At 71.9% G+C, this 25,517-nt stretch carries 28 protein-coding genes; 22 read left to right on the forward strand and 6 right to left on the reverse strand.

Translation table 11 applies throughout. From position 1 onward, the window contains the following. Nucleotides 1-10 precede the first annotated feature (10 nt). From GB932_RS13075 to GB932_RS13120, 10 genes are all read left to right on the forward strand, one after another. On the forward strand, nt 11-1,231 hold the full coding sequence (locus GB932_RS13075; protein ID WP_156761141.1) for a ferrochelatase: 1,221 nt from the start codon (nt 11-13) through the stop codon (nt 1,229-1,231). A gap of 112 nt (nt 1,232-1,343) precedes the next feature. Further along, nucleotides 1,344-1,781 carry an Asp23/Gls24 family envelope stress response protein gene (locus tag GB932_RS13080; protein WP_156761142.1) on the forward strand — a complete coding sequence of 146 codons (438 nt, stop codon included), beginning with the start codon at nt 1,344-1,346 and terminating at the stop codon, nt 1,779-1,781. Then, nucleotides 1,778-1,969, forward strand: a complete 192-nt coding sequence (locus GB932_RS13085; RefSeq protein ID WP_156761143.1) for a hypothetical protein — start codon at nt 1,778-1,780, stop codon at nt 1,967-1,969. The genes GB932_RS13080 and GB932_RS13085 overlap by 4 nt, the downstream gene beginning before the upstream one ends. Beyond that, nucleotides 1,966-2,304 (forward strand): hypothetical protein, encoded by a 339-nt coding sequence (locus GB932_RS13090; protein ID WP_156761144.1) that lies wholly within the window; start codon nt 1,966-1,968, stop codon nt 2,302-2,304. Before GB932_RS13085 ends, GB932_RS13090 begins: the two co-directional genes overlap by 4 nt. Continuing rightward, nucleotides 2,301-2,849, forward strand: a complete 549-nt coding sequence (locus GB932_RS13095) for a hypothetical protein (RefSeq protein ID WP_156761145.1) — start codon at nt 2,301-2,303, stop codon at nt 2,847-2,849. The genes GB932_RS13090 and GB932_RS13095 overlap by 4 nt, the downstream gene beginning before the upstream one ends. Next, nucleotides 2,846-3,706, forward strand: coding sequence for a CsbD family protein (locus tag GB932_RS19655; RefSeq protein WP_306769961.1), 861 nt, complete (start codon nt 2,846-2,848; stop codon nt 3,704-3,706). Before GB932_RS13095 ends, GB932_RS19655 begins: the two co-directional genes overlap by 4 nt. Before the next feature lie 68 nt (nt 3,707-3,774). Next, on the forward strand, nt 3,775-4,041 hold the full coding sequence (locus GB932_RS13105) for a GlsB/YeaQ/YmgE family stress response membrane protein (protein ID WP_156761146.1): 267 nt from the start codon (nt 3,775-3,777) through the stop codon (nt 4,039-4,041). A gap of 34 nt (nt 4,042-4,075) precedes the next feature. Continuing rightward, the gene (locus GB932_RS13110; protein ID WP_156761147.1) at nt 4,076-4,642 is read left to right on the forward strand and encodes an RNA polymerase sigma factor; all 567 of its coding nucleotides are present in this window, start codon (nt 4,076-4,078) and stop codon (nt 4,640-4,642) included. Continuing rightward, nucleotides 4,639-5,262: an Asp23/Gls24 family envelope stress response protein gene (locus tag GB932_RS13115; RefSeq protein WP_156761148.1), complete on the forward strand. Its 624-nt coding sequence runs from the start codon at nt 4,639-4,641 to the stop codon at nt 5,260-5,262. Before GB932_RS13110 ends, GB932_RS13115 begins: the two co-directional genes overlap by 4 nt. Continuing rightward, complete coding sequence (locus GB932_RS13120) at nt 5,259-5,624, forward strand: hypothetical protein (protein WP_156761149.1); 366 nt, start codon at nt 5,259-5,261, stop codon at nt 5,622-5,624. The genes GB932_RS13115 and GB932_RS13120 overlap by 4 nt, the downstream gene beginning before the upstream one ends. On the opposite strand, the gene GB932_RS13125 is transcribed toward GB932_RS13120, so the two are convergent. Both GB932_RS13125 and GB932_RS13130 read right to left on the reverse strand, forming a co-directional pair. Then, a complete protein-coding gene (locus tag GB932_RS13125; RefSeq protein ID WP_156761150.1) occupies nt 5,617-6,267 on the reverse strand; it encodes a response regulator in 651 nt (216 codons plus the stop codon). The two genes, GB932_RS13120 and GB932_RS13125, sit on opposite strands and share 8 nt — an antisense overlap. Next, a complete protein-coding gene (locus GB932_RS13130; RefSeq protein ID WP_197517483.1) occupies nt 6,264-7,499 on the reverse strand; it encodes a sensor histidine kinase in 1,236 nt (411 codons plus the stop codon). The genes GB932_RS13125 and GB932_RS13130 overlap by 4 nt, the downstream gene beginning before the upstream one ends. 108 nt (nt 7,500-7,607) lie before the next feature. On the opposite strand from GB932_RS13130, the gene GB932_RS13135 reads away from it, so the two are divergent. Continuing rightward, nucleotides 7,608-8,174: a hypothetical protein gene (locus tag GB932_RS13135; RefSeq protein WP_156761152.1), complete on the forward strand. Its 567-nt coding sequence runs from the start codon at nt 7,608-7,610 to the stop codon at nt 8,172-8,174. On the opposite strand, the gene GB932_RS13140 is transcribed toward GB932_RS13135, so the two are convergent. Beyond that, nucleotides 8,164-8,919, reverse strand: a complete 756-nt coding sequence (locus GB932_RS13140) for a SurA N-terminal domain-containing protein (RefSeq protein WP_156761153.1) — start codon at nt 8,917-8,919, stop codon at nt 8,164-8,166. The two genes, GB932_RS13135 and GB932_RS13140, sit on opposite strands and share 11 nt — an antisense overlap. Before the next feature lie 159 nt (nt 8,920-9,078). Here GB932_RS13140 and GB932_RS13145 point away from each other — a divergent pair, with 159 nt between their 5' ends. From GB932_RS13145 to GB932_RS13175, 7 genes are all read left to right on the forward strand, one after another. Further along, complete coding sequence (locus tag GB932_RS13145; RefSeq protein ID WP_156761154.1) at nt 9,079-10,125, forward strand: LacI family DNA-binding transcriptional regulator; 1,047 nt, start codon at nt 9,079-9,081, stop codon at nt 10,123-10,125. A gap of 148 nt (nt 10,126-10,273) precedes the next feature. Next, nucleotides 10,274-12,373, forward strand: a complete 2,100-nt coding sequence (locus tag GB932_RS13150) for a beta-galactosidase (RefSeq protein ID WP_231916189.1) — start codon at nt 10,274-10,276, stop codon at nt 12,371-12,373. Nucleotides 12,374-12,401: 28 nt separating this feature from the next. After that, nucleotides 12,402-13,754, forward strand: coding sequence for an ABC transporter substrate-binding protein (locus GB932_RS13155; protein ID WP_231916190.1), 1,353 nt, complete (start codon nt 12,402-12,404; stop codon nt 13,752-13,754). Nucleotides 13,755-13,817: 63 nt separating this feature from the next. Further along, nucleotides 13,818-14,780, forward strand: coding sequence for a carbohydrate ABC transporter permease (locus GB932_RS13160; protein ID WP_438616716.1), 963 nt, complete (start codon nt 13,818-13,820; stop codon nt 14,778-14,780). Beyond that, nucleotides 14,777-15,715, forward strand: a complete 939-nt coding sequence (locus GB932_RS13165; RefSeq protein ID WP_156761156.1) for a carbohydrate ABC transporter permease — start codon at nt 14,777-14,779, stop codon at nt 15,713-15,715. Before GB932_RS13160 ends, GB932_RS13165 begins: the two co-directional genes overlap by 4 nt. A 79-nt stretch (nt 15,716-15,794) precedes the next feature. After that, nucleotides 15,795-16,307, forward strand: a complete 513-nt coding sequence (locus GB932_RS13170; RefSeq protein ID WP_156761157.1) for a PadR family transcriptional regulator — start codon at nt 15,795-15,797, stop codon at nt 16,305-16,307. Between the two features lie 5 nt (nt 16,308-16,312). Further along, nucleotides 16,313-17,986, forward strand: coding sequence for an ABC1 kinase family protein (locus GB932_RS13175; protein ID WP_231916193.1), 1,674 nt, complete (start codon nt 16,313-16,315; stop codon nt 17,984-17,986). Nucleotides 17,987-17,999: 13 nt separating this feature from the next. On the opposite strand, the gene GB932_RS13180 is transcribed toward GB932_RS13175, so the two are convergent. The 3 genes from GB932_RS13180 to GB932_RS13190 are packed head-to-tail and all read right to left on the reverse strand — an operon-like array spanning nt 18,000 to nt 20,097. Beyond that, nucleotides 18,000-18,824 (reverse strand): DeoR/GlpR family DNA-binding transcription regulator, encoded by an 825-nt coding sequence (locus tag GB932_RS13180; protein WP_156761158.1) that lies wholly within the window; start codon nt 18,822-18,824, stop codon nt 18,000-18,002. Between the two features lie 36 nt (nt 18,825-18,860). Then, a complete protein-coding gene (locus GB932_RS13185) occupies nt 18,861-19,631 on the reverse strand; it encodes a triose-phosphate isomerase family protein (RefSeq protein WP_156761159.1) in 771 nt (256 codons plus the stop codon). Further along, on the reverse strand, nt 19,624-20,097 hold the full coding sequence (locus GB932_RS13190) for a ribose-5-phosphate isomerase (protein WP_156761160.1): 474 nt from the start codon (nt 20,095-20,097) through the stop codon (nt 19,624-19,626). The genes GB932_RS13185 and GB932_RS13190 overlap by 8 nt, the downstream gene beginning before the upstream one ends. A 136-nt stretch (nt 20,098-20,233) precedes the next feature. Between GB932_RS13190 and GB932_RS13195 the strand changes: the two genes are divergently transcribed. The 4 genes from GB932_RS13195 to GB932_RS13210 all read left to right on the forward strand — a co-directional run bounded on the left by GB932_RS13195 (nt 20,234) and on the right by GB932_RS13210 (nt 25,304). Beyond that, entirely contained in the window at nt 20,234-21,883 is a 1,650-nt protein-coding gene (locus GB932_RS13195) for a class I adenylate-forming enzyme family protein (RefSeq protein ID WP_156761161.1), read from the forward strand. 202 nt (nt 21,884-22,085) lie between these two features. Beyond that, nucleotides 22,086-23,357 (forward strand): beta-ketoacyl-[acyl-carrier-protein] synthase family protein, encoded by a 1,272-nt coding sequence (locus GB932_RS13200; protein WP_231916194.1) that lies wholly within the window; start codon nt 22,086-22,088, stop codon nt 23,355-23,357. 158 nt (nt 23,358-23,515) lie between these two features. Beyond that, entirely contained in the window at nt 23,516-24,223 is a 708-nt protein-coding gene (locus tag GB932_RS13205) for a hypothetical protein (protein WP_156761163.1), read from the forward strand. Between the two features lie 28 nt (nt 24,224-24,251). Further along, nucleotides 24,252-25,304: a putative endonuclease domain-containing protein gene (locus tag GB932_RS13210; protein WP_197517484.1), complete on the forward strand. Its 1,053-nt coding sequence runs from the start codon at nt 24,252-24,254 to the stop codon at nt 25,302-25,304. Nucleotides 25,305-25,517: the final 213 nt, after the last annotated feature.

The following is a 25,517-nucleotide window of genomic DNA, read 5'->3' on the forward strand; positions in this document are numbered from 1 at the left end:
GGAGGTACGTATGACCGATGCACATGCTGCGGCATTCCGCCGCGAGACCAAGCCGCCGCAGGCCCGCGGCCTGCATGTCGAGCCGGGAGCGGTCGTGGCGGCGGCGACCGCGGCGGCGCAGCACGGCCCGCCGCATGTCACGGAGCCTGTGACCTACGACGCGGTGCTGCTGTCGGGATTCGGCGGACCGGAAGGACAGGACGACGTGCTGCCCTTCTTGCGCAACGTCACACGGGGACGGGGCATCCCCGACGAGCGGCTCGAGGAGGTGGCGCAGCACTATCGCGCGTTCGGCGGCGTCAGCCCGATCAACGACCAGAACCGCGAACTCCGCGACGCACTCCGGGCGGCGCTCGCCGCAGCGGGGCTCGACCTTCCGGTGTACTGGGGCAATCGCAACTGGGAGCCCTACCTCGACGATGTCCTCGCCGAGGCGGCACGCGACGGGGTGCGTCGCATGATCGCCATCCCGACGAGTGCGTACTCCTCGTACTCGTCGTGCCGTCAGTATCGGGAGGACTGGGCGGACGCGCTGGAGGCGGCCGAGCAGCAGGACGTGATTCAGATCGACAAGGTGCGCCAGTTCTTCTCCCACCCGGGATTCGTGCAGCCGTTCGTCGAGGGTGTGCGAGACGGCATAGCGGCGGCGGAGGGCGCCGGCCATCGACCGGAAGCGATCGAGGTCCTCTTCACGACGCACAGCATCCCCTCCGCCGATGCCATGCTGTCCGGCGGAGACGCGTTCGACGGTGTCTCCGGCGGGGCGTACGAGGCCCAGCACCGCGCGGTGGCCGAGTACGTCATGGCCGCCGCGGCGCCCGGCGTGACGTGGCAGCTCGTCTACCAGTCACGCTCCGGCTCTCCGTCGACGCCGTGGCTCGAACCCGACGTCAACGACGCGATCATCTCGCTCTCGGATCGCACCGCCGTGCTGATCGTGCCGATCGGATTCGTGAGCGACCACCTGGAGGTTCTCTGGGATCTCGATCGCGAGGCGCGCGAGACGGCCGAGCGCGCGGGGACGTGGATCACGCGTGTCGCGACGCCCGGAGTGCATCCGACGTTCGTCGACGCGCTCGTCGATCTCGTCCGAGAGCGGGCCGACGGCCGGGCTGTCACCGCACGCGCGAACGTGACGGCGATCGGGCCCTGGTACGACGTGTGCCGGCCGGGCTGCTGCGCGAAGGCGGGCGGTGACCCGCGGCCCGCGATCGCCGGAGTCATGCCGTGAATCGGCTCGATCGGATGAATTCGTGACGTTCCCCGTTCTCGGCACGTCCTATCCATGTCGCAGTTCTCCGCGACCCGCGTCATCCACGCGGCGACCATTCGAGGAGTCCACCATGTCGAACGCTTCCCACACCACCCCGGACGGCAAACCACGCCAGAGCGCCGAAGGCCCGACCGGCAGGACCACGATCGAGGACGGCGTCGTCGCCAAGGTCGCCGGCATCGCGGCGCGCGAGGCGACCGGGGTCTACGCCCTCGGCGGCGGTGCCGCCCGAGTCATGGGCGCCATCCGAGACGCGCTGAACACCACGGATCTCGCGCAGGGCATCAGCGTCGAGGTGGGGGAGAAGCAGGTGGCGGTCGACGTGAACGTCGTCGCCGAGTACCCCGTCGCGCTGCAGGACGTCGCCGACGGCGTGCGAGAGTCGGTGTACCGCGCGATGAGGGATCTCATCGGCATGGACGTCGCCGAGATCAACGTCACGATCAACGACGTCCACATCCCGTCGGACGACGACGAGGACGGCGCACAGGAGGCGCGAGTCCGATGAACGGCACCGTCGTCGGCGCCGCCGTCGGAGCCACCCTCGTCGTGACCTGGATCGCGCTCGGCTTCTGGGCATTCGTCCTCGTCGGCGTCGCGATGATCGTGGGGGCGATCATCGGCCGGGTCCTCGACGGGAGCATCGACGTCCGTGCCGTCGGCGACGCCCTGCGCGGGCGACGTTCGTCATCATGACCGGCGTCGTGCAGAGCGTCGAGGGGGTGCCGGGGCGCACGACGGTCTCGGCGCGCGCTCTCGGACGCCTCGCGACCGCGATCGTCGCGGACGCCGCGCGCGTCCCGGCGCCGCGCGTCGACGTGTCGCTCCGCGACGAGGCGGGACTCCTGGCCGCGGACATCACGCTGCCGGCGTTCGTGGGCGATCCCGCGGGCGGGTCTCTCATGGACCGCGGGGCCGCGCTGCGGGCCTCCGTGACGACGGGGATGGCGGCGCTCGCCGCGCGGCAGGTGGATCCCGTCGCCGTGCGCTATGCGGGCGTGCACCGCCCGCGGGGGAGGCGGGTGACATGACGGTCGCGACCGGTGTGCACCGCCGCCTGCTGCGGCGCGAGACGCACCGCGCGCGCACGGCACCGGCCGTCGCCGTCGCCGTCGCCAGCGCGCTGATCCTCATCGTGGCGCTCGCCGCGGGTGGGTGGATTCTCGTGGACCCGGCGGCCCGCGCGGCGGCAGAACGCGCCGCCGAGAGCGCCGCGGCCATCGGGATCCCGCTCGGTGTCGGCGCGATCGTCGCGGCCGTCGTCCTCATCGCGCTCGCGGTGCTTCCGGGGCGACGCGCCCGGCGCGGGCGCGCGACGCAGCGGATGGCGGTGCTCGTCGACGACGGGGTGCTCGCGGATCTCGTCGCCGACAGGGTCGCGCGACGATGCGGGATCGGACGCTCTCAGGTCTCGGCGACGATCTCGCGTCGCCGGTGCGACGTCAGGGTCACGCCGACGAGCGGCGTGGCGATCGACGACGGCGCGGTCAGGGGCGCGGCATCCGCCGCGCTCGAGGAGATGGGATTCCCGTCACCGGTGAGGGTGCGTTTCGCCGAGAGAGGAGTGGTGTCATGAACGCCACGAATCGCGCCCTCAACCGCGGTCTGCTTCTGCTGGTCGGTGCGCTGCTCGCGTCCGTCGGCGCCGCCCTCGTCGTCGTCAGCGCTCCGCCGGAGAGATTCGGAGGGATGCGCGGTGCGATCGTGGACGCCTCCGCGGCGGCGATGGCTCCGACGCTGGACGTCGCGTCGGGGGTCCGTGTGCCGATGGCGGGGGTCATCGCCGCAGCCGTCGCGCTCGTCGCGGTGATCGGGATCATCGCGTTCATCGCGACGCGCGGCCGCGGGCACACGACGACCGTGGCGTGGGACGAGGGCGGCACGAGCGTCGACCGGAGCGTCGCCGACGCCGTGATCGCCGGTGCGCTGCGTGACAGGACCGACGTGCTCTCCGTGCGCACGACGAGCGCGGAGGTGAGGCGCTCGCCGGTGATCGGCCTCACTCTCCGGGCACGGCGGGGCGCGGACCTGGCGCAGATCGTGCGCGCCGCGGAGCATGCGATCGAGGAGTGGGACGCGTTCGCGGGCCGGGAGGTGCCGATCCTCGTCCATCTCGCCGGCCCGCGATGGGTCGACGGCTGGCATTCGGCGACGCGCGTTCGAGGACCCGGAGGCGCATCCGCGCCTCTGACGAGTCGCCCCGAGATCGGGGCGCGACGAAGAGAAGGAGACAACGCCATGAGCGCTGAGGACAAGATCAAGGCCGCTGCCGACAAGGCGAAGGGCAAGGCCAAGGAGGTCGCCGGCAAGGCGACCGACGACCGGGGGCTCGTCGCCGAGGGCAAGGCGGACCAGGCCAAGGGCCACGCCCGCGAGGCCGCCGGCGAGGTGAAGGACGCCGCGAAGGACGTCAAGGACTCCTTCGAGAAGTGAGTCCGCTACGGGGCGGGCTCGCTCAGAGCCCGCCCCGGAACCCGCACGACAACAGACAAGGACACATCATGGGATTCTTCAGCTTTCTCGTCCTCGGGCTGATCGCCGGCGCGATCGCGAAGCTCATCATGCCGGGCAAGCAGGGCGGTGGATGGATCGTCACGCTCCTGCTCGGCGTCGTCGGCGCGATGCTCGGCGGATGGCTCGGCGGACTGATCTTCGACGTCGACCTCGGGTCGTTCTTCTCGCTGTCGACCTGGCTGCTCGCCATCGGCGGCTCGCTGATCGTGCTCGTCGTCTACGGTCTGATCACAGGACGCCGCACGACCAGGTGAGGCTGCACGCGATCCGGGGAGGAGGGGCCGGGCGATGAGCGACGAGCGACATCGTGGCGCGCTGGAGGCCGCAGACGACCGGATCGTCGCCGGCCGCGCCGCCGATGGCGACACGGCGGCGTTCGCCGTGCTGGTGCGCCGGTACACGCCGATGATGCGCGCCTACGTCCGGAGGATCCTCTCCGGATCGGCCGATGTGGACGACGTGGTGCAGGACACCTTCATCACGGCGTGGGAGCGCCTGCCGGGACTCGACGATCCGGCGAAGGTGAAGAGCTGGCTCATGCGGATCGCGGGCCGCAGAGCCGTCGATCGGATGCGGGCGGCCCGGCCCAGTGCCGACATCGACGACGTCGAGGTCGCGGCGCCGACCCACGCGGCGCCGCCGCGGGTGGTGGAGGCGCGCGTGGGCGTCGCGGCGCTGAGCCGCGCGCTCGGGGAACTCCCCGATGACCAGCGCCAGTGCTGGGTGCTCCGCGAGATCGGCGGGTGCTCATACGAGGAGATCGCCCGTGAGCTCGACATCCCGACGTCCACCGTGCGCGGGCTCCTCGCCCGTGCACGAAAGTACATCCTCGTCCGGATGGAGCAGTGGCGATGACCGACGAACACGACACCCCCGACATCCCTGGGCTCGATCTCGAGCCCGCGGCCCTCGACGGACACACGATCGAGGAGCTCACCGACTATCTCGAGGCGGGGCGCGCACCGCGTGACGCATCGATCGAGGACTCGCCCGGTTGCCGGATCGCGCTCGATGCGCTGGAGCGGCTGCACGGGCTCGCGCCCGACCTGATCGAGAGCGATGCATCGGCGGAACCGGCGGCCGACGACGGCTGGGTGAAGAGGATCCTCGCCGGCATCGCTATCGACGCCCGAGCCGGACGGCGGATCCCGTTCGGCATCCCCGACGAGAGCTGTGATCTCGGCATCACCGAGGGCGCCGTGCGTGGCATCGTGCGGGCCGCCGAGGGCGCGGTGCCCGGCGCGCTCATCGGGCGCTGCCGGCTCGACGGCGATGTCACCGCGCCCGGCGAGCCCGTGCGGGTTCGCGTGGACGCGAGCGTGCCCTACGGCCTCCCGATCCCCGAGATGGCCGACCGGCTGCGGGCCGAGATCGCAGAGCGCCTGCGCCGCCATACCGATCTGAACGTCGATGGCGTCGACGTGACGGTGCACGACATCCAGCTGTTCCCGTCGTCCGAGGAGGAGGACCGATGAGCGCAGAGGACCGGCAGGGCATCCCCGCCCGGATCGAGGCTGCGGTGCGCGCCGTGCCCGGCGTCGCGGACGTCTATCCGACGGGAGCGCTCGCGTCGCGGATCGTCGATGCGGGGGCACGCCTTCTCGGCGTGCGCGACGGCGACGCACCCCTCGTGCGCGTCGACGACGGCGCAGGCGTGCGCGTCGAGGCCGCCATCGGCGTGCGCGCGGGCGACGGCGCCGGCGACGTGGTCCGCGCCGCTCGCGCCGCGATCCGCGCCGTCCTCGACGAGCCGGGGCGGCCCGAGCCGGAGATCCGCCTCACCGTCGTGCACGTGGAGGATGGCCCCGTCGAGGGAGCCGGACAGCGCTTCACCTGACCGCGCCGAGCCGCCCCAGCTGCACGCGCGAGGTCGTCCCCGTCTTCGCATAAAGGGATCCGACGTGCGTCTTCACCGTCGTGATCCCGATGCCCAGCCGGTCGGCGATCGCCTGATTGGAGAGGCCCTGAGCGATGAGGCCGAGGACCTCCGCCTCGCGTGCCGTGAGAGCGGCGCGGTCGAGGGCGTTCTCCTCGCTCGTCGACCACGAGCGACCGGCTTCGTTCAGCCGCTCGATGAGGCCGCCAGCGACAGCGGGATCGATGACATGGCGCTCCTCGGCGACATGGTGGACGGCCTGGATCAGTTCGCCGCCGCGTGTGGTCTTCAGGAGATAGCCGTGCGCGCCGGCCTCGAGCGCTCGCATGATGAGTTCGTCGGAGTCGAACGTCGTCAGCACGATGACCCGCGTCGCGGTCTCGGCCGTGATCCGCTCTGTCGCCCAGATGCCGTCCGAGTGCGGCATGCGCAGATCCACGAGGACGACGTCCGGTCGATGCCGGACGCAGAGCGCGAGCGCGTCGAATCCGTTCTCCGCCTCGCCGACGACCTCGAGCGACGGATCCGTAGCGAGGATCGCGGCGACGCCGCTGCGGATCGCCTCGTGGTCGTCGGCGATCGCCACGCGCACGTTCTCGCTCATGCATGTTCCTCTCCGTCTGGAAGTGTGGCCCGATCGCGTGTCATCGGGATGGTGGCGAGCGCACGCCAGCGGCCTCTCAGTGCGTCGGCGGACGCGTCGAGCGATGCGCCGATCGTCCGGAGCAGGAGTGCGGCGCCGGTGATGCCGATGCCGCTGCCCGCCGCAGGCGCACGATCCGACGCCAGGGCGTTCTCGACGGTGACCGTCAGGGGCGCCGAGTCGGACGGTGCCGACACGTCGACCGTGACATCGCCGATCCCGTGCTTCACGGCGTTCGCGACGAGCTCCTGCAGCGCGCGCGTGACGATTCCCCGCTCGCGAGGGGAGAGGCCGACGCACGCATCGGCGACCCCGTATGCGCCGGCGCCGGTCCAGACGAGGGAACGCCCCGCGGGAGGGAGCCGAGCGAGCGCGGCCAGCGCCTCGGCGACGTGGGGCGGCGCGGGCTCCGCGAGGTCGTCGACCGTCGTCAGGACGGCGATGAGTCGGCGCAGCTGCTGGTGAGCCTGCTCGGTTCCGCTCGTGACCTGGTCGAGGCTGCGCTCGATCTCAGGGGTCGACGCTCCGGAGCTCTCGATTCGGAGCCGGGCCGCCTCGACGTGCAGCCCGGCGACGGCGATCTGGTTCGCGACGAGGTCATGCAGGTCGTGCGCGATGCGTTGGCGCATGCGCAGCATCGACCGCATGTGCTGATCGCTCATCGCCGCTCGGGTGCGCATGCGCTCGCTCCTGACGTTCCATCCCCACAGCCCGCCGATGAGGACGATGAGCGCCCACTGCAATGCGACCACCGTGACGGGGCCGTCGGGACGCAGGACGAACATCGCGACGCCCGCCGCGATCGCGAGACCGACGGCGATGCCGATCGTGATGCGCACCCCGCGAACGCTCCCGTATTTGATCGCGCAGTAGACGACATCGGTGAAGGCGAGCACGACGCCCGGACTGCTGCCGTGCAGAAGATCGAGGACGGTGATCGCGCTGCCGAGCGCGAGCACGAGCATCGGCCGCGTCGACCGCTGCGTTGCGAGGGCGGTCATGCCTCCCAGTGTGAGCAGGAAGACGGTTCCGTCCGGCGGGAGCACGGCGGCGCGTGCTGACATCGGGAACAGGCCGAACTGCAGCAGCGCGAGGCCGATGAGCAGGATCACCGCGGCGACGATCGCATCGCGTCCGCGCGGATGGGAGCTCAGCCGACGGGGCCAGAGGTCCGACCGTCCTCGTCGCGTCATGGAACTCATCCTGCCCGAGCGGGCGCTCGCCGCGCCTCATCCGATCGGAGGAGGCGCGGCGGCCCTGCGCAGGATCCGTGCCGATCCGATCTGGGTGAAGGTGGCCAGATGAACATCGTCGCCGGAATCATCGCCTGCGAGATCGGCTTCTGGGTCGTCCTCGCGCTCGGACTCGTCGCACGGTACCCGCTGCGAATGCCTGGAGTCTCGCGCGTCCTGTTGCTGTGCGTGCCACTGCTCGACGTCGCGCTGCTGTCGCTGATCACGTGGGATCTTCTCGCGAACGGTGCGTCGGCCGACTTCACCCACGGTCTCGGCGCCGTCTACCTCGGCTTCACCGTCGCGTTCGGGCATCAGATCATTCAGCGGGTCGACGCCTGGTTCGCGTATCGATTCGCCGGGGGGCCTGTCCCGGACACGCCGCCGAAGGCCGGGCCAGGACGGGTCAGGTTCGAATGGACTCAATGGCTGCGCATGCTGCTGTGCGCGGGGATCACAACCGTCGTGCTCGGTGGGATCGTGATCCTCGTCGGCGACTCGGCCCGAACCGCCGAGCTGCTGGGGTGGGTGGCCCGCATCTGGATCGTGGCGGCGGTCTGGCTCATCGGATGGCCGGTATGGGTCACGATGAGCCACATCGGCCGGGCCTCCCCGGCGCGGGCGCCTAGAGCCTGATCTCGACCTCGCCCGATTCGCGGAGCTCGCCGAGGATCTCCTCGATCGCCGCGTTCTGCTTCTGCGTCATCGCCTGCTGGGCGAGCTGATCCTTGACGTCCTTGAACGGCGGGATCTCGCCCGCCTCCTCGGATCCGTCGCCCTGCGACGTCGCCTGCTCGACGACCGCGTCGTACTGCTCGCGCAGCTCCTCGTCGCTCGGCGGCTCGATGTCCGTCTCGGCCTCGATGTAGCCGTCGATCTGGAACTGGCTCGCGGCATCGCGACGCACCTGCTCCTCCGAGACCCCCTGCTCGCCGAACGCCTCGATGACCTCCTCGACGGAGCCCATGCCGTTCTGCTCTGCCGCGTCCTTCAGGATCGCCTCGATGTCGTCGTCGCTCGGCTCGATCCCGGCACCTGTCGCGGCCTGCGTGAGGAGCCGGTTGTTGATCAGCAGCTCGGCGACCTGCTGCTTCAGCTGATCCTGATCGATCTCCTGGCCGGTCTGCTGCTGGCTCATCGCGGCCTGCTGGAACTGCGTCTCGTAGGCGGTGGAGAACTCCTCCAGCCCGATCTCCTCGCCGTTGACGACGGCGACGACGTCGGGGAGGCCGTCGAGGTCCGCCTCGGGCGCGCCGGACTGGGCGTCGGCGGACGCCGTGGGGGCGGGGGTCTCGTCCGCGTCTTCGCCGTTCACGCTGCAGCCTGTGAGGGCGAGGGCTGCGACGACAGAAGCGGCGAGGATCTTTCGCGTGATCGACATGCGGGCCTCCGGATAGCGGTTGGGGTCCCCCGCGACGCTACCGCCTGCATCCGGCATCGGGGTCAGCGGGCGGTCAGGGAGAGATCCGGATCGGGTCGCGCTCGGACTAGAGTCGCCCTACGCGCATCTGACGAGGGATGCGCGCGGGAGGAGGGATCCATGGGGGCCACGGGGGCGACGGATCCCGCCACGAGCCCGGAGCGTCGGGCTGACGGCCGGCCCGCGACGATCTACGACGTCGCGCGCGCCGCCGAGGTCTCGCACCAGACCGTGAGCCGCTTCATCCGTGGCGACGACCGGATCCGCCCGCAGACGCGCGAGCGCGTCGAGGCCGCCATGGCGGCGCTCGACTACCGCATGAATCTCACGGCGCGGTCGCTGCGCACGCGCCGATCGAATCGGATCGCCGCCCTGACGCACGACATCGCCCAGGTCGGCCCGAGCAAGACGGCGCAGGGCGCCAGCAACGCGGCGCGCGAGGCCGGCTACCTCCTCGACTTCGTCTCGCTCGACTTCCGGGATCGGACGGCCGTCGACGATGCCCTCGAGCTCATCGCCCGCCAGGACCTCGCGGGGGTGCTCGCGCTCTCGGCGACCGACGAAGTGGCCGAGGCATTCGCGGGCATGCGCTTCCACGCGCCCGCGTTCATCGTGACCGAGGACGACGAGCCGCGGCCAGAGGCGCCGATCACGGCGCCGGCGATCGGCCTGCGGGCGGCGGTCGCACACCTCGCCGAGCTCGGGCACCGCCGCATCTTCCACATCGCGGGCCCCGACGGCTGGCGCTCCGCGCGGAACCGCGCGGCCGCGTATCGCCGCGAGCTCGCACGGCACGGCCTCGAACCGGCGGGGGAGGCGCCGGGCGACTGGTCATCGGCATCGGGCTACGCCGCGGCGGCCGCCGTGCCGCGCGGCGCGACGGCGGTCATCGCGGCGAACGACCAGATGGCGCTCGGCGCGATCCTCGCCTTCGAGGAACGGGGCCGGCGTGTGCCGGACGACATCAGCATCATCGGCTTCGACGGAATCGCCGAGTCGGCGTACTTCCGTCCGCCGCTCACAACGATCCAGCAGGACTTCGAGCAGCAGGGGAGGCGGGCGTTCGCGCAGCTCCTGCTCCTGCTCGACGGGCCGGATTCGGCCGACGTTCCGCCTGAGCGGGCCGAGCTGATCGTGCGCAGCTCGACGGCGCCGCCGCCGTCCTGATCCGCCCCGCCGGCGCCGAGATCACGGTTTCATCACGGCGTATTGTGATCGATCACATACACGCGTAGGTTCTCGGTCAACCGCCCGCGACGAGGCCGGCGGTGCGACGAAGGAGTCCACAGCGCGTATGAATGTGATCGATCACTCGATGACGGCGAGAACCCTCTTCGGGGCCGCGTACTACGCGGAGTACCACGGCGAGGAGCGCACAGAACTCGATCTCGACCTCATGAAGGACGCCGGCTTCACGGTGATCCGCGTCGGGGAGTCCGTGTGGTCGACGTGGGAGCCGGAGGACGGGTGCTTCGAGCTCGACTGGCTGCGGCCGGTGCTCGACGGCGCGCACGCGCGCGGCATCGCCGTGATCCTCGGCACCCCGACATACGCGGTGCCGCCGTGGCTGCAGGTCGCGCACCCCGAGATCGCGGCCGAGACCCGCACGGGCCAGCGCGAGCCGTGGGGCGGTCGCCAGGAGGTCGACTTCACCCACCCCGCCTTCCTGTTCCATGCCGAGCGCATCATCCGGCGGGTCGTGGAGCGCTATGCCGACCACCCCGCCGTCATCGGCTTCCAGGTCGACAACGAGCCGGGCCTGCACCTGTTCCACAACGAGCACGTCTTCGGGCGCTTCGTCGATCAGCTGAAGGCGCGCTACGGCGACGTCGACACGCTGAACCGCGAGTGGGGCCTGACCTACTGGTCGCATCGCCTGGCCGACTGGTCCGAGCTGTGGCGCCCCGACGGCAACACGCTGCCCCAGTACGACCTCGCGTGGCGCCGATATCAGGCCGAGCTCACAACCGAGTTCATCGCCTGGCAGGCCGGGATCGTGCGCGAGTACGCGAGCGCCGAGCAGTTCGTGACGACGTGCATCGCGTACCCGCGGCCCGCGGTCGACGACGAGTCCCTCGTCGAGGCCCTCGACGTGACGGCGGGCAACCCGTACTACGCGATGCAGGACCACCTCGACGCGAACCGCGAGCCCGATCCCGTGACCCACTGGACGACCTCCGGCGTCGCCGGGCTGCTGCGACAGGCCGACCGCCTGTTCTCGTCGAACCAGCGGCGGTTCCTCGTCACCGAGACCGACGCGCAGTCGATCGGCGGCTCGGCCTTCAACCTGCCGCCGTATCCGGGCCAGCTGTCGCAGTCGGCGTTCGCCCTCATCTCGCGCGGCGCCCGCATGATCGAGTACTGGCACTGGCACACGCTGCCCTACGGCACCGAGACGTACTGGGGCGGCGTCCTGCCACACAGCCTGCGCCCGGGTCGCGTGTACCGCGAGGTCGCCGAGATCGGGCGCCGCCTGGGCACCATCGGCGACGCGCTTGACGGCTTCGAGCCCGACGCCGACGTCGCCCTCCTCTGGTCGAACGACAGCCGCTACGCGATGGAGTTCTTCCCGCCGCTCGCTCGCGCGGACGGCGAGCCGGATCCCGCCTCCTACGAGCGGATCTTCGATGCGTACCACCGGGGGGTCGTCGACGCGGGCGCGCAGGCGCGGATCCTGCATGCGCGTCAGGCACGCGGTATCGGGGCGGCGGCCCTCGCGCGCCGCTTCCCCGTGCTCATCGTCCCTGGCCTCTACGTCGCGGCCGACGAGGATCTCGACCTCCTGCGCGACTACGCCGCGGCGGGCGGACACCTCGTCATCGGGATCCGCACGGGGTACGGCGACGACGAGGCGCGCGCCCGCATCGATGTCGCGCCGGGCCGGCTCGCGGGCGCGGCGGGCGTCTGGTACGAGGAGTTCTCGAACCTGCAGGACGAGATCGCCGTGACCGCGCGCGCGGACCTGAGCCTCTCGGGCGACGCCGCGGGACGGGCCTGGGCGGACGGCCTGATCCTCGACGGGGCGGAGGCGCTCGCCGACTACGCGCATCCGCGCTTCGGTGCCTTCCCCGCCATCGCGACGACCCCGCATGGCGCAGGCCGCATCACGACGGTCGGCACCGTCCCGAACCCCGCCCTTGCGGCCGACATCGTGCGGTGGGCCGCGCCCGAGCGGATCGCGGACGCGCTCGCGCCGGAACGCGGCCGCCCCGTCACGGTCTCGTCGGGCACGCTGGCGGCCGGCGAGCGGGCGTGGTTCGTCTTCAACTGGAGCGGGGATCCGGTCGAGGTGCGCATCGCGCGCGATGTGCGCGACGCCGTCACGGGCGACGCGCTCGCGGCGGGCACCGGGCTCCCGCTGCCCCCGTGGGGATCCGCCCTCCTCATCGACCGGTCCGCGACGGACCGCGCCTGACACGACACGACACGAACAGGAGAAGGACATGCAGAAGCACACTCGAGCAGCACTGGCGCTGCTCTCCGGCGCCGCCGCCGCGGCGCTGGTCCTCACCGGATGCACGCCGAGCGAGTCGGACGGCGGCGGATCCGTGGAGTCGATCACCGATGAGCAGCGCGAAGCGGCGCTGTCGACGCCCACCGAGCTGACGTTCTGGACCTGGGTGCCCGACATCGAGGACGAGGTCGCGCTGTTCGAGGCCGCCTATCCCGATATCGAGGTGAAGGTCGAGAACGTCGGCCAGGGACTGGAGCACTATCAGAAGCTGCGCAGCGCGCTCGAGGCCGGGCAGGGCGCGCCCGAAGTCGCGCAGATCGAGTACCAGTACATCCCCTCGTTCGTCCTCTCCGACGCGCTCCTCGACATCGGGCCGTACGGCGCAGACGACATCGAATCGGACTATGTCGGCTGGGCGTGGAACCAGGTGTCGCCGGGCGACGAGGTGTGGGCGGTCCCGCAGGACGTCGGCCCGATGGGCAACCTCTACCGCGAGGACCTGCTGAGCGAGGCAGGCATCGACGAGGCGCCCGCCACGTGGGACGAGTTCGCAGAGGCCGCCGCCGACGTCAAGGAGGAGACGGGCGCGTACATCTCGAACCTCGGCGCGACCCAGGCGGGGCAGATGATCGGCTTCTTCTGGCAGGCCGGCGTCAAGCCGTTCGCCTATGACGGGGTCGAGACGGTGTCGATCGACGTCAACAGCGACGGTGCGAAGGAGGTCGCCGACTACTGGACGGCGCTGATCCAGGACGACCTCGTCTCGACGGACGTCGACTTCAACGATCAGTGGTACCAGGGCCTCGCGAACGGCAAGTACGCCGGATGGCTGACCGCCGCGTGGGGGCCCGTGTTCCTGCAGGGCACGGCCGAGGGCACGTCCGGGCTGTGGCGCGCGGCGCCCCTCCCGCAGTGGAGCGAGGGCGAGAACGTCGCGGGAAACTGGGGCGGATCCTCCGACGCCGTCCTTGCGACGAGCGAGAACCCGATCGCCGCATACGAGCTCGCGAAGTTCATCAACCACGATCCCGAGTCGGCGATGCTCTTCGCCACCCAGCAGTTCCTCTACCCGCCGCAGCTGTCGGTGCTCGAGGATCCCGCCTTCACCGATTTCGAGTCGGAGTTCTACGGCGGCCAGCAGGTGAACGCGCTGTTCGCCGACATCTCCGAGACCGTCGACACCGACTTCCAGTGGCTGCCCTTCATGGACTTCGTGTACTCGAGCTACGAGGAGACCGTCGGGACCGTGATCGCCGATGCCGGCGACATCTCCGCGGCGCTCGACGCGTGGCAGGAGCAGCTCGTCGACTACGCCGAGAGCCAGGGCTTCACCGTCGAGTGACGCCTCGCCGGGCGCCCGCGACGGCGCGGGCTCCCGGCCGGGACGTCCTCCCCACAGCGAGGAGTGATCGTGAACGAGACCGCCGCCCGGGCGTCCACGCGCCCGGATCCACCCGCCCGGCGCGCGCGCCGTGGCGCCACCCAGCGAAAGCTCACACTCACCGCGTACCTGTTCGTGCTGCCGTTCTTCGTCGTGTTCGTCACGATGCTCGTCGTGCCGCTCGTCTACGCGGGGTACCTCAGTCTGTTCGAGAGCCGCCTCATCGGCGGCGAGGTGTTCGCGGGGATCGCGAACTACGTGCGGGCCCTGCAGGATGCGCAGTTCCTCGGCAGCCTCGGCCGCGTGGTGCTGTTCCTCATCGTGCAGGTGCCGATCATGCTCGGCCTCGCGCTCTTCTTCGCCCTCGCGATCGACAGCGGTCGCGCGCACTGGGCGAAGGGCGCACGCCTGCTGATCTTCATGCCGTACGCCGTTCCCGCCGTCGTGGCAACCCTCATGTGGGGGTACCTGTACGGACCCGACTTCGGGCCGATCGCGCAGATCGCCCGCACGATCGGGCTCGGCACCCCCGAGTTCCTCAGCCCGGGGAACATCCTCGGCTCGATGATGAACATCGTCACGTGGGAGTTCGTCGGCTACAACATGATCATCCTGTACGCCGCGCTGCGCTCGATCCCCTCGGAACTCTACGAGGCCGCCGAGATCGACGGCGCGAGCCAGACGCGCATCGCGTTCAGCATCAAGATCCCCGCGATCCGGCCCGCGATCATGCTGACGGTGATCTTCTCGATCATCGGCACCTTCCAGCTGTTCAACGAGCCGAGCCTGCTGAACTCGATCGCGCCCGACGCCATCACGAACGCGTTCACGCCGAACTACTACGCGTACAACCTCGCCTTCATCAATCAGGAGCTCAACTACGCGGCGGCGATCGCGTTCCTCCTGGGGCTCGTGATCGCGATCGTGTCGTATGTCGTGCAGCTGAGCGAACAGCGGCGCGAGCGCCGAGAGAGGGGGACGGCATGACCTCCGCCGAGACCCGCGCCGCCATCACGATCGACACGGCCAGGTCGGGCCGCCGCCGGAGTCTGCGCCGTGTGCGCGCCTACGATCCGAACAGGCGCCGCAGCACGCTGCTGACGATCCTGCTGTGGGTGTGCGTGCTGTACTTCGTGCTGCCGCTGTGGTGGCTGTTCGTGTCGGCGACGAAGGACAACTCGACCCTGTTCGCGAGCTTCGGGCTGTGGTTCGGGGGAGAGGTGTCGCTGTGGGACAACCTCCGCGAGCTCTTCGCGCTGCGCGGCGGCATCTTCCTGCGCTGGATGGCGAACACGGTGCTCTATGCCGTCGTCTCGGCGGGCGGTGCGACGCTGCTCGCGACGATGGCCGGATACGCGTTCGCGAAGTACCGATTCCCCGGAAGCGCCGCGCTGTTCAGCATCACGCTGGGGGCGATCATGATCCCGCTCACGGCGCTCGCCCTGCCGACATACCTGCTGTTCTCGCGGGCCGGCCTGACCGACACCCTGTGGGCGATCATCGTGCCGTCGCTCGTGAGCCCGTTCGGGGTGTACCTCATGCGGGTGTACGCGGCGGACGCGATCCCGGACGGCCTCATCGAGGCGGCGCGCGTCGACGGCGCGGGCGAGTTCCGCATCTTCTGGCAGGTGAGCCTGCGCCTGCTCGGCCCCGGGCTCGTGACGGTGTTCCTGTTCCAGCTCGTGGCGACGTGGAACAACTACTTCCTGCCGCTCATCATGCTCAACACCTCCGACCTGTATCCGATCACGGTGGGGCTCGCGCAGATCCAGTCGGCGGCCTCGGCGGGCGGCGGGTCGCAGGCGCTGTTCTCGACCGTGATCACGGGATCCTTCGTCTCGATCATCCCGCTCGTGGTCGCCTTCCTCTTCCTGCAGCGCTATTGGCAGTCGGGCCTCGCGACAGGGGGTGTGAAGGGCTGACGGATCCGCTCCGCCCTCTTCCCTCCGATCGATCGACGACATATCGTTGAGTATCGTTCGCAGGAGTGAGGAGAGCATCATGAGCGGTTCGTTCCCCGGCGACGGGCTCTGGCAGGTCATGGATCAGATCCGCGGGTCGTTCGACCGGCGCGGGGGCGGGACGAGGAAGGCGCGCGGCGACGTGCGCGCCGCCGTCCTCGTCCTCCTCGCCGAGGAGCCGATGCACGGCTATCAGATCATCCGCGAGATCTCCGCGCGCAGCGGCGGCACGTGGACGCCGAGCGCGGGATCCGTCTACCCGACGCTGCAGCTGTTCGCGGATGAAGGCCTCGTCGAGGCCTCGGAGTCGAACGGGCGCAAGACCTACGCCCTCACCGACGCAGGCCGCGCCGAGGCCGAGAAGGCGTCCGTGCCGTGGGGGGAGGTGGGATCCGGCGAGCGCCGGATCCCCGCCCTGCCGAAGGCCGGTATGGACCTCGCCCACGCGGCCGGCCAGGTCGCCCAGACCGGCACACCGGAACAGGTCGAGCGCGCCGTCGAGGTGCTCGACGATGCGCGCCGCCGGATCTACGCGATCCTGGCCGAGGGCTGAGCCCGGTGGCGCGCACACCCCGCGGGTCCGCGCGCGAGCGCGCTCGGTATCGGCGGATCCTGCGCTTCGCCGCGCGGCAGTTCGTGATCGAGTGGTGGCACGAGCTCGTGCTGCCGCGGATCGGCCTGAAGCGCATCGCCGACCGCACCCGCGCCCGCCGGATGATGCGCTTCGCGCGCGGGTTCCGCGAGATGGCGATCGGCCTCGGCGGGCTCATGATCAAGGTCGGCCAGTTCCTGTCGTCGCGGCTCGACGTGCTGCCGCCCGAGCTGACGAAGGAGCTCGAAGGCCTGCAGGACGAGGTGCCCGCGGAGCGGTTCGAGGACATCCGCGGTCTCGCCGAGGCCGAGCTCGGCGTCCCGCTCGCGCGCGCGTTCGCGTGGATCGACTCCGCGCCCGTCGCGGCCGCGTCCCTCGGGCAGGCCCACCGGGCGCGCCTCACGCCCGAGATCGCCACCGAGATGGGGTTCGAGCGCGTCGTCGTGAAGATCCAGCGGCCCGGCATCGGCCGGATCGTCGACGTCGACCTCGCGGCGCTGCGCCGTGTCGCGCGCTGGCTCAGCCGCGTGCGCCTCGTCGCATCGCGCGTCGATGCCCCCGCGCTCGTCGACGAGTTCGCGAAGATCTGCCACGACGAGATCGACTATCTGCACGAGGCCGCCGACTGCGAGCGGTTCGCCGCCGACTTCGACGGCGATGAGCGAGTGTCCGCGCCCGACGTCGTCTGGGAGCGCACGACGCGCCGGGTGCTCGCCCTCCAGGATGTCGCGGCGATCAAGATCACCGATGTCGACGGGCTCCGCGCCGCCGGCATCGACCCCGCCGAGGTCGCGCCCGCCTTCGCGGGCGTCATGTTCGATCAGCTGTTCTCCCACGGCTTCTTCCATGCGGATCCGCACCCCGGGAACATCTTCGTCACGCCGCGCGAGGGCGGCGCATGGACGCTCACCTTCGTCGACTTCGGGATGATGGGCGAGGTCCCCGCCGCGACCCGCCGGGGCCTGCGCCGGCTCGTCATCGCGATGGCCGCGCGCGACGGCCGCGGGCTCGTCGCGGCGGCGCGCGAGATCGGCGTGCTGCTGCCGTCAGCCGACACCCGTGAGCTCGAGCGCGCCCTGGCCGCGCTGTTCGACAGATTCGGCGGCATGGGCTTCGCAGAGCTGCGCGACGTCGACCCGCGCGAGTTCCGCGACTTCGCGAAGGAGTTCGGCGACACCGTGCGCACCCTGCCCGTGCAGCTGCCCGAGAACCTGCTGCTCGTGTTCCGCGCGAGCGCGCTGACCTCGGGCGTGGCCATGGCGCTCGACCCGCGCTTCAACATCTGGGACTCGGTCGAGCCGTACGCGGAGAAGCTCGTGAGCGACGAGAGCGCCGGCATCCTCGGCGACGTCGCGAAGGAGGCCGTCGAGATCGCGGGGATCGCGTGGCGCCTGCCGAGGAGGCTCGACGCGCTCATCGGGCGGATCGACGACGGATCCGTCGACGTGTCGTCTCCCGAGGTCGAGCGCCGGCTGTCGCGGCTCGACGCCGGCGTGCGCCGTGCGGTCTCGGCCGTGCTGTTCGCCGGCCTGCTCATCGCGGGCGCCGTGCTCCGCGGGGCCGAGGAGGTCCCCGGCACCGTCATGATGGCGACCTCGGCCCTGCCGCTGCTGCACGTCTTGTTCGCGCGGAGGCGCTGACAGCGGGAGCGCGTCAGCGCGCGGGGGAGCGGCGGGCGACGACGACCTCGACGCCCTTGTCGCGCAGCCGTTCGACGTCGGTCGCGCTCGTGGCGGCGTCGACGATCACCGTGTCGAACTCGGTCAGCGGCATGAGGGCGTGCAGGGCGCGCCGCTCGAACTTCGTGTGGTCGACGAGCAGGATCCGCCGGCTCGACGCCGCGAACATCGCCCGCTTCACGTCGATCGTCTCGAGGGTCTGGTGGAACGCGACGTCTCCCACGATCGCGGCGGTCGACATGACGAGCACATCCGCGCGCATCGCCTCGATCGCGGCCGTCGCGATGCCGCCCATGAACGCGCTGCACCAGTTGTAGTACTGGCCGCCGACGCCGAGCATCGTGATGCCGCTCGCGTCGCGCAGCTGCTCCATGATCGTGAGCGTGTTCGTGATGACGGTGAGGGGGCGCTTCGCCTGCAGGTGCGGCACGAGCGCGAGCGTCGTCGTCGAGTCGTCGAGCATGAGCGCCTGCCCCGGCTCGACGAACTCGAGCGCGGCGCGCGCGATGGCGTCCTTCTCGGCGAGCTGGCGGCTCGCGCGATACACATCGCTCGACTCGACGAGGGCCGTCGACATCGCGGTCGCGACGCCGCGGCTCTTGCGCAGGAGGCCGCGGGCTTCGAGCTCGTCGAGATCACGATGCACCGTCATGACGCTGATGTCGAAGCGCTCGGCGAGCTGCTCGATGCGCACCGCGCCCTCCGCCATCACGGCTTCCGTGATCGCGCGCTGGCGCGCCGCCTGTCGACCCTGCCGCGATCCGGCCCGGCCGTCTGCACCGTCGTCGTTCACGCCCATCGATCCCTCCTCCGACGTCTCAGCCTAGGGCGTACCTCAGCGGATCCCGTCGGCCTCGTCGATCATGCGCGCGAGGGCGTCGGGGTCGTGCGCGAACCGCCCGAGGAAGAGCCCGTCGACGGCGCCGCCGAGCGCCGTGAGGCTGCCCGGCTGGGCGCTGCCGCCGTATATGACGGGCGAGGAGTCGATCCACGGCACCTGCTCCAGGCGGCGCCGCAGCGCGGTGACGACGGTCGCGATGTGGGCGGGCGGGGCCGGATCCGCGCGGCCGATGGCCCACTCGGGCTCGTAGGCGAGGATGAGCTCGCGGCCGGGGGTCGGCGGCCGGGCGCAGTCGAGGAGCGCGTCGAGCCGGCTGACGCAGGCGCGCGCCGCCTCGTCAGGTGCCACCTCATCCGGCTCGCCCACGCAGAGCACGGGGACCAGGTCGTTGCGGAGCGCGGCGGCGAGCTTCCGGCGAGCGACGCCGTCATCTTCGCCGAAGACGCGCCGCCTCTCGGCGTGGCCCACCTCGACGAGGCGGCACCCCACCTCGTGCAGGTCGGCTCCGCTGACGCCGCCGGTGCAGGCGCCGCGGTCGTCGCCGTGCAGATCCTGCGCGCCGACGGCGACGGGCGATCCGGCGAGGGCGTCGCGCGCGGCGGGGAAGGCGGGGAGCGACGGCAGTGCGAACAGCCGCACGCGGCCCTCCGTGACTGCGGGGCGCGTCCGGGCGATCTCCGCGACGGAGCGCGCCCACGCGGCGGTCTCCGCGACGCTCAGATAGAGCTTGAGGCTGACACCGAGGACAGTCGGCGCGTCAGCCACAGCTGCCCGTCTGCTCGTACTCGTCGAGGACGGCGACCTTGTCCGCCGACGCCGACTGCGCGTCGAAGGTGTAGCCGATCCACTCGCGGGCGAGGCGGCGGGCGAGCTCGAGCCCGACCACCCGCTGCCCGAACGTCAGCACCTGCGCGTTGTTGCTCAGCACGCTCCGCTCGACGCTGAAGCTGTCGTGGGCCGTGACGGCACGGATCCCCGGCACCTTGTTGGCCGAGATGGCGACGCCGAGGCCCGTCCCGCACACGAGCAGGGCGCGGTCGGCCCCTCCATCGCGCACCATCTCCGCGGCGCGGATCCCCACGCGCGGATAGGGCGTGTGCTGATCGGCGTCGACGCCGACATCGACGACCTCGGCGACGCGCGGATCGCTCTCGAGGTCCTTCTTGAGGGCCTCCTTGTAGGTGTACCCGGCGTCGTCCGACCCGACGACGATGCGCAGCTGCTCGGTCATGGTCTCTCCTCATCGATCGTGTGATCTGGATGTGAAAAACATCGCCTCTCCACGTTATAAACAACGTAGATGGTGAGAGATTCGGTGTCAACGGCGCACACCGTGGGGTGGCGGGCGGGCTCCCTAGACTGGGCGCATGCCGATCACGTCGACGATCCTCTCCGTCGCCGCACGGCATCCGCTCCGCCTCGCGATCGCGGGCGACGACGAGCGTCTCACCTACGGTCAGCTCGTCGCCGATGCCCGCCGGGCGTTCTCCGCGATCGGCGACCTGCACGCGCATCAGGCCGCGCCGCCGCGCCCCGCGCCCGAGACGAGTGGGATCCCGATCACCGCCGTGAGCCTGGCTTCGCCGTTCCACACGGTGCGGATCGCCGCGGCGCTCGCTGGGTACCGCGCGATCGCGATGGTCCTGGATCCGCTGTGGCCGCTCGCGGATCGCGTGCGCGCCATCCGCGCGGCGGGAGCGGGCGTCGTCGTCGCCGACGACCCGGCGCTCGCGGACGCGCTGGCGGAGGCGGGGTGGACGGGCGCTCTCGTCTCGTGGGAGGAGCTCCGTCTCGCCGAGCGCCGCGCGACCCCGGCGCCGCCGCCGGAGCCGAGGTCGGCCGACGAGCCCTTCCTGCTGCTGTTCTCCTCGGGGACGACGTCCGCGCCGAAGGCGTTCGTCAAGACCCGCGGTCAGTACCGCGCGAACGTCGGCGTCTCACGCGCGCACCTCGGGGCCGAGCCCCGGAGGGTGACCCTCGCGCCGGGGACCGCGTCCTACAGCCTCACGCTCTACGCCGCCGTCGAGGCTCTCGCGACGGGCGGAACCGTGCACCTCGGCGAGACGGGCGCCGCGCCCGGCATCCTCCGCGCCGAGCGGATCGACCGGCTGGTCGCCGTGCCCGCGGTGATCCGCGCGCTTGCGGACGCGGGGCGCCGCGATCCCCGCCTGCTGCGATCGCTCGGCCTCGTCGTCGCGGGCGGCGCGCGGTTGCCGTCGGGGCTGCGGGCCGACCTCGCGCGGGCGGCACCCGCCGCCCGTATCGTCGAGTACTACGGCGCCGCCGAGATCGGATTCATCGGCGGGCGCGGCGAGGACGGGCTCATCGACCCATACGAGGGAGTCGAGGTCCGCGTGCACGACGACGCGGGAGCCGTCGTTCACGACGGCGCGCTCGGGACGGTGTGGGTGCGCGCGGCGTCGTGTTCGGCGGGGTATCTCGCAGGGGCGGCTGCAGCGCCGATCGATGCCGCTGGCGAGGCGCGTGCCGGCGATGCTGCGGGGGCCGGTGCTGACAGCGAGGTGCGAGTCGGCGATGCCGCGGGGGCTGCACGAGGGGTGTCCGCCGACGCCGACGGCGGGGCGCGGCCCATCGACGTGGCGGGTGCCTCGGGCACGGCGCTGCGTGATGCTGACGGGTGGGCGACGGTCGGAGATGTCGGCCGGATGCACGCGGGCCGCCTCGAGCTCGTCGGTCGCGCGGGGGATGTCGTCGCGACGGGCGGGCACAAGGTCTCGCTGGCCGAGGTCGAGCGCGCGTTCGACGGCGTCAGCGGGGTCGGCGCGGCCTGCGCGATCGCCGAGCCCCACGATGCGCTCGGGTCGGTCATCGCGCTCGTGATCGAGGGCGCCGCGCCCGCGGACGCGCTGCGCGCCCACGCCCGCGCGGGCCTGGCGCCCCAGTTCGCGCCCCGCCGCTGGTACCGCGTGGCCGCGTTGCCGCGCACGGTCGGCGGGAAGATCCGCCGCGGCGCGACGGCTGAGCTCGTCGCCGCGGGCGGGGCGGAGCGACTGTGACGGGGAGCGAGCGCATCAGCCGAGCGCGTCGCGCCGACCGGCGGGACGCGGCTGTGACGGGGGAGCCGCGCGCCGGAGCCGAATGCGATCGGCCGCGCGTGCGCGCGCGGGGCGGCGGGGGCCAACGGCGCGGGAGGCGAGGGCGGAGCGCGGTGACCAGCGCCGTCACGACGCCGATCGCCGCCGGCGGGGTGGAGCAGCCGTGACGGGCGAACGCCGGGTCGTCGTCACGGGGCTCGGCGCCGTGACGCCGAGCGGGCTCGATGTGCCGTCGGCGTGGGACGCGATCTCGCGCGGGCGCAGCGCCGTCGCCCGGCTGGACGGCCCCGAGTACGACGGCCAGCGCGTGCGCATCGGCGCGCGGGTCGGCGGCTTCGACGCCTCCCGCGTCGCCGATCCTCGGGAGGCCCGTCGGCTCAGCCGCGTGCTGCTGTGGGCGCTCGCCGCGGCCGACGAGGCACTCGCGCACGCGGGCGCGGCCGGCGGCGAGCCGGTGCGGGACCCTGACCATGTCGCGTCGCCATGGGATCCGGGCCGCGTCGACGTGATCGCGGCGACCGGATCCGGGCCCGTCGATGTCATGCAGGACGCGACGCGGGCCCACGACGCGCGCGGTCCGCGCGCCGTGCCGGCGGCGCTCGCGCTCTACGGTTCGCCGGACGCTGCCGCGACGCTCGTCGCGCGCCGGCACGGCTGGGAGGGCGCGACGCTCGGCGTCTCGGCCGCCTGCGCGAGCGGCGCGATCGGCATCGGCGACGGGCTGCGGCGGATCCGCCACGGCTACGCCGACGCCGTGCTCGTCGTCGGCATGGACGACCTGCTCGGCCCCGTCAACCTCGCGGCGAACGCGAACATCGGCGCGCTGGCCTCGGCAACCGGCGACCCCGCGGCGGCCTCGCGCCCCTTCGACCGCGGGCGCACGGGCTACGTCATGGCGCAGGGCGCTGCCGCGGTGCTCCTGGAATCCTCGGACGGCGCCCAGGATCGAGGCGCCCGCGCGATCGCAGAGGTCGCCGGCTTCGGTGCGTCGAACGACGCCCACCACGCGGCGTCGCCGCACCCCGACGGGGCGGGTGCGGCACGGGCCATCCGTGCCTGCCTCGTCGACGCGGGCGTCCGGCCGGACGACGTCGATCACGTCAACGCGCACGCGACGGGCACTCCGATCGGCGACGCCGCCGAGCTCGCGGCCCTCGACGCCGCCCTCGGCGCGCGCGTCCGACGGATCCCGGTCACCGCGACGAAGTCGTCGACCGGGCATCTGCTCGGCGCCTCGGGCGTACTCGACGCGATCGTCTCGGTCCTCACGATCGATGGCGGCGTCATCCCGCCGACGCGCAACCTCGACGATCCCGAGCCCGGTTGGGACTTCGTCGCCTCGCCGCGACGGACGACCGTCGGCGCGGTCCTCTCGACGTCGTTCGGCTTCGGCGGCCACAACGCGGCGCTCGTGCTGCGCGCGTCTCGCCGCTGACGCCGCGCCGCGGGTGCCGGATGGTCGTTCTCGGAAGGGGGAGCGACCACACGGCACCCGCGAATCTCAGAATGACCGCGGCGCACCCGCGAACCGACTGTTATCCACAGATTGGGGGATCTTCGTCGCGGGCTGCGGCGCGGCGATTGACTCGGGGCATGAACACATTCCTCGACGACGAGAGCCTGGTGCATCTCCCTCTCGCGACCGACGCGGATCGCGACGAGGTGGTGGAACGCCTCTTCGACATGTGGTCTGCGACCGCCTCGGAGGCGGTCGCGCCCGACGAGGGCGACAGCGGCGGACCGATGGGGCATGTCGAGTCGCTGGCGTACATCGTGCCGTTTCTCGAATCGCTGCTGGACGACCCGCCCGACGAGCTCCCTCTCGCCGCGTGCGCCCAGATCGTCCACATGGTCGAGTACCCGGCGGTGCCCGAGATCGTCGTCATCCAGACGGCCTTCGGTCGGAGGGCCGGGGAGGAGATGGTCCGCCACCTCGAGCGTCTCTTCGCGCGGGCGAGACAGCGGAATCTCAGCGTCGACGAGTACATCGCCGACGCCGCCGATACGGGCCGCATCGCCCACGACCGCACCGCGCGCATGTTCCGCGGCGAGGTGCGGCGAGCTCCGGACGACGAGCGCATGCGCACCGCGATCCGGATCCTCCGGCGAGCGGCATCGCTCGTTCCGCCCGAGCTGAGATCGCATCTGCTCTGCGCGATCGGGTGGCTGCAGTGGGCGCGGGGGAGGCGTCCGGTCGCGCTCGCCTACCTCGCCGAGGCCGAACGGACCGACAGCGGCTGTCCGTTCCCCCTGGCCATCACGGAACTGGTCTCTGCTCGGCGCCCGCGATGGTGCGCATGAGCTGCCGAGCTGGATCCGCGGGTGCCGCGTGGTCGTTCTCTCCTCGCAATCCGACCGTTCGACACCCGCGAGCGGGGCGGTGATCGCCGTGCGGTCGCCGAGGGAGCTTCCGGAGGGGCTCGGTGGGGACTTCTCCGTCGAGGAGGCCCGACACGCCGGAGTCGGGCGCTCGCGCCTGCGACGAGGGGACCTCGCGGCGCCGTTCCGGGGAGCGCGGTCGACTGCGATTCCGAGCGACGGTGCGTTGGCGCCCGCGGAGGCCGAGGAGGCGGACGCGTGGCGGAGGATCCGCGCCTACGTCCCGGTCATGCCGGAGCATGCGTTCTTCGTCGGGCCGACGGCCGCCCTCATCGGCGGGGTGCCGCTGCCGGCGGGCCTGCACGACGAGCTGCACGTCGGGGTGCTCGACCCGCGCACGCCGCCGCGTCGCCCGGGTCTCCGCGGCCGACATCTCTCCGTCGCGGGGACGAGCCTCCGGGCGGGGCTGCGCCTGGCGGATCCGGCGACCACCTGGGCGACGCTCGCGCCGCACCTCGGCGAGTACGACATGGTCGCGGCGACCGACCACCTGCTGCGGATACCCCGCAGCCCGGGAGGCCTCGTCCGCCTCACGCGCACACGGCCCTACGCCACACGTGCCGATCTCGAACGCGTCCTGGCGGCCAATCGCTGGCGCGGGGGTCCGCTGCTGCGGCGCGCGCTCGAGCGTGCGCGGACCGGGGCATCGTCGCGTCCCGAGACGTGGACGCGCCTCATCATCGTCGACGGAGGGCTCCCGGAGCCCGAGCTCGACCACGACGTCTTCGACGCACGCGGCGCGTTCGTGGCCTGCGGCGACCTCGCGTATCCGCACCTGCGCCTCGCGATCGAGTACGACGGTGCGGTCCATCGTGACAGGGAGCGCTTCCTGCATGACATCGACCGCACGACTCGGCTCCACGAGGCCGGGTGGCAGGACCTCCACCTGACGTCGCCGCACGTGTTCGGCGATGCGGCCGAGGGCCTGCGGCGCGTCGTGTCGGCGCGCTCACGCGCCGCACTGCTCCGCGACGTCCCCCGCACCCGCTTCGGAGATCTGTGAAGCCCGCCTCGTCCCGTTGCGCGTCTCGCGGGTGCCGGGTGGTCACCTGCGCCCGTGAGAACGACCGTTCGGCACCGATGGATCGCGTGGACTCGTTTCGCGGGTGCGGGACGGCTGCTGCCGCCGCTCAGAACGACCGTTCGGCACCCGCGAACGCCGGCGCCGTCGCCTCCGTGAGGGGAGGGACGGCGCCGGCGTCGGCGCGAGGGGTTC

The organism is Microbacterium karelineae, assembly GCF_009745985.1.
In the GTDB taxonomy this organism is placed as follows: domain Bacteria; phylum Actinomycetota; class Actinomycetes; order Actinomycetales; family Microbacteriaceae; genus Microbacterium; species Microbacterium karelineae.

Bases quoted from the DNA above. Each gene is read 5' to 3' on its own strand.
- GB932_RS13075 (WP_156761141.1), top strand. From the start codon at position 11: ATGACCGATGCACATGCTGCGGCATTCCGCCGCGAGACCAAGCCGCCG.
- GB932_RS13080 (WP_156761142.1), top strand. From the start codon at position 1,344: ATGTCGAACGCTTCCCACACCACCCCGGACGGCAAACCACGCCAGAGC.
- GB932_RS13085 (WP_156761143.1), top strand. From the start codon at position 1,778: ATGAACGGCACCGTCGTCGGCGCCGCCGTCGGAGCCACCCTCGTCGTG.
- GB932_RS13090 (WP_156761144.1), top strand. From the start codon at position 1,966: ATGACCGGCGTCGTGCAGAGCGTCGAGGGGGTGCCGGGGCGCACGACG.
- GB932_RS13095 (WP_156761145.1), top strand. From the start codon at position 2,301: ATGACGGTCGCGACCGGTGTGCACCGCCGCCTGCTGCGGCGCGAGACG.
- GB932_RS19655 (WP_306769961.1), top strand. From the start codon at position 2,846: ATGAACGCCACGAATCGCGCCCTCAACCGCGGTCTGCTTCTGCTGGTC.
- GB932_RS13105 (WP_156761146.1), top strand. From the start codon at position 3,775: ATGGGATTCTTCAGCTTTCTCGTCCTCGGGCTGATCGCCGGCGCGATC.
- GB932_RS13110 (WP_156761147.1), top strand. From the start codon at position 4,076: ATGAGCGACGAGCGACATCGTGGCGCGCTGGAGGCCGCAGACGACCGG.
- GB932_RS13115 (WP_156761148.1), top strand. From the start codon at position 4,639: ATGACCGACGAACACGACACCCCCGACATCCCTGGGCTCGATCTCGAG.
- GB932_RS13120 (WP_156761149.1), top strand. From the start codon at position 5,259: ATGAGCGCAGAGGACCGGCAGGGCATCCCCGCCCGGATCGAGGCTGCG.
- GB932_RS13125 (WP_156761150.1), bottom strand. From the start codon at position 6,267: ATGAGCGAGAACGTGCGCGTGGCGATCGCCGACGACCACGAGGCGATC.
- GB932_RS13130 (WP_197517483.1), bottom strand. From the start codon at position 7,499: ATGACGCGACGAGGACGGTCGGACCTCTGGCCCCGTCGGCTGAGCTCC.
- GB932_RS13135 (WP_156761152.1), top strand. From the start codon at position 7,608: ATGAACATCGTCGCCGGAATCATCGCCTGCGAGATCGGCTTCTGGGTC.
- GB932_RS13140 (WP_156761153.1), bottom strand. From the start codon at position 8,919: ATGTCGATCACGCGAAAGATCCTCGCCGCTTCTGTCGTCGCAGCCCTC.
- GB932_RS13145 (WP_156761154.1), top strand. From the start codon at position 9,079: ATGGGGGCCACGGGGGCGACGGATCCCGCCACGAGCCCGGAGCGTCGG.
- GB932_RS13150 (WP_231916189.1), top strand. From the start codon at position 10,274: ATGACGGCGAGAACCCTCTTCGGGGCCGCGTACTACGCGGAGTACCAC.
- GB932_RS13155 (WP_231916190.1), top strand. From the start codon at position 12,402: ATGCAGAAGCACACTCGAGCAGCACTGGCGCTGCTCTCCGGCGCCGCC.
- GB932_RS13165 (WP_156761156.1), top strand. From the start codon at position 14,777: ATGACCTCCGCCGAGACCCGCGCCGCCATCACGATCGACACGGCCAGG.
- GB932_RS13170 (WP_156761157.1), top strand. From the start codon at position 15,795: ATGAGCGGTTCGTTCCCCGGCGACGGGCTCTGGCAGGTCATGGATCAG.
- GB932_RS13180 (WP_156761158.1), bottom strand. From the start codon at position 18,824: ATGGGCGTGAACGACGACGGTGCAGACGGCCGGGCCGGATCGCGGCAG.
- GB932_RS13190 (WP_156761160.1), bottom strand. From the start codon at position 20,097: ATGACCGAGCAGCTGCGCATCGTCGTCGGGTCGGACGACGCCGGGTAC.
- GB932_RS13195 (WP_156761161.1), top strand. From the start codon at position 20,234: ATGCCGATCACGTCGACGATCCTCTCCGTCGCCGCACGGCATCCGCTC.
- GB932_RS13205 (WP_156761163.1), top strand. From the start codon at position 23,516: ATGAACACATTCCTCGACGACGAGAGCCTGGTGCATCTCCCTCTCGCG.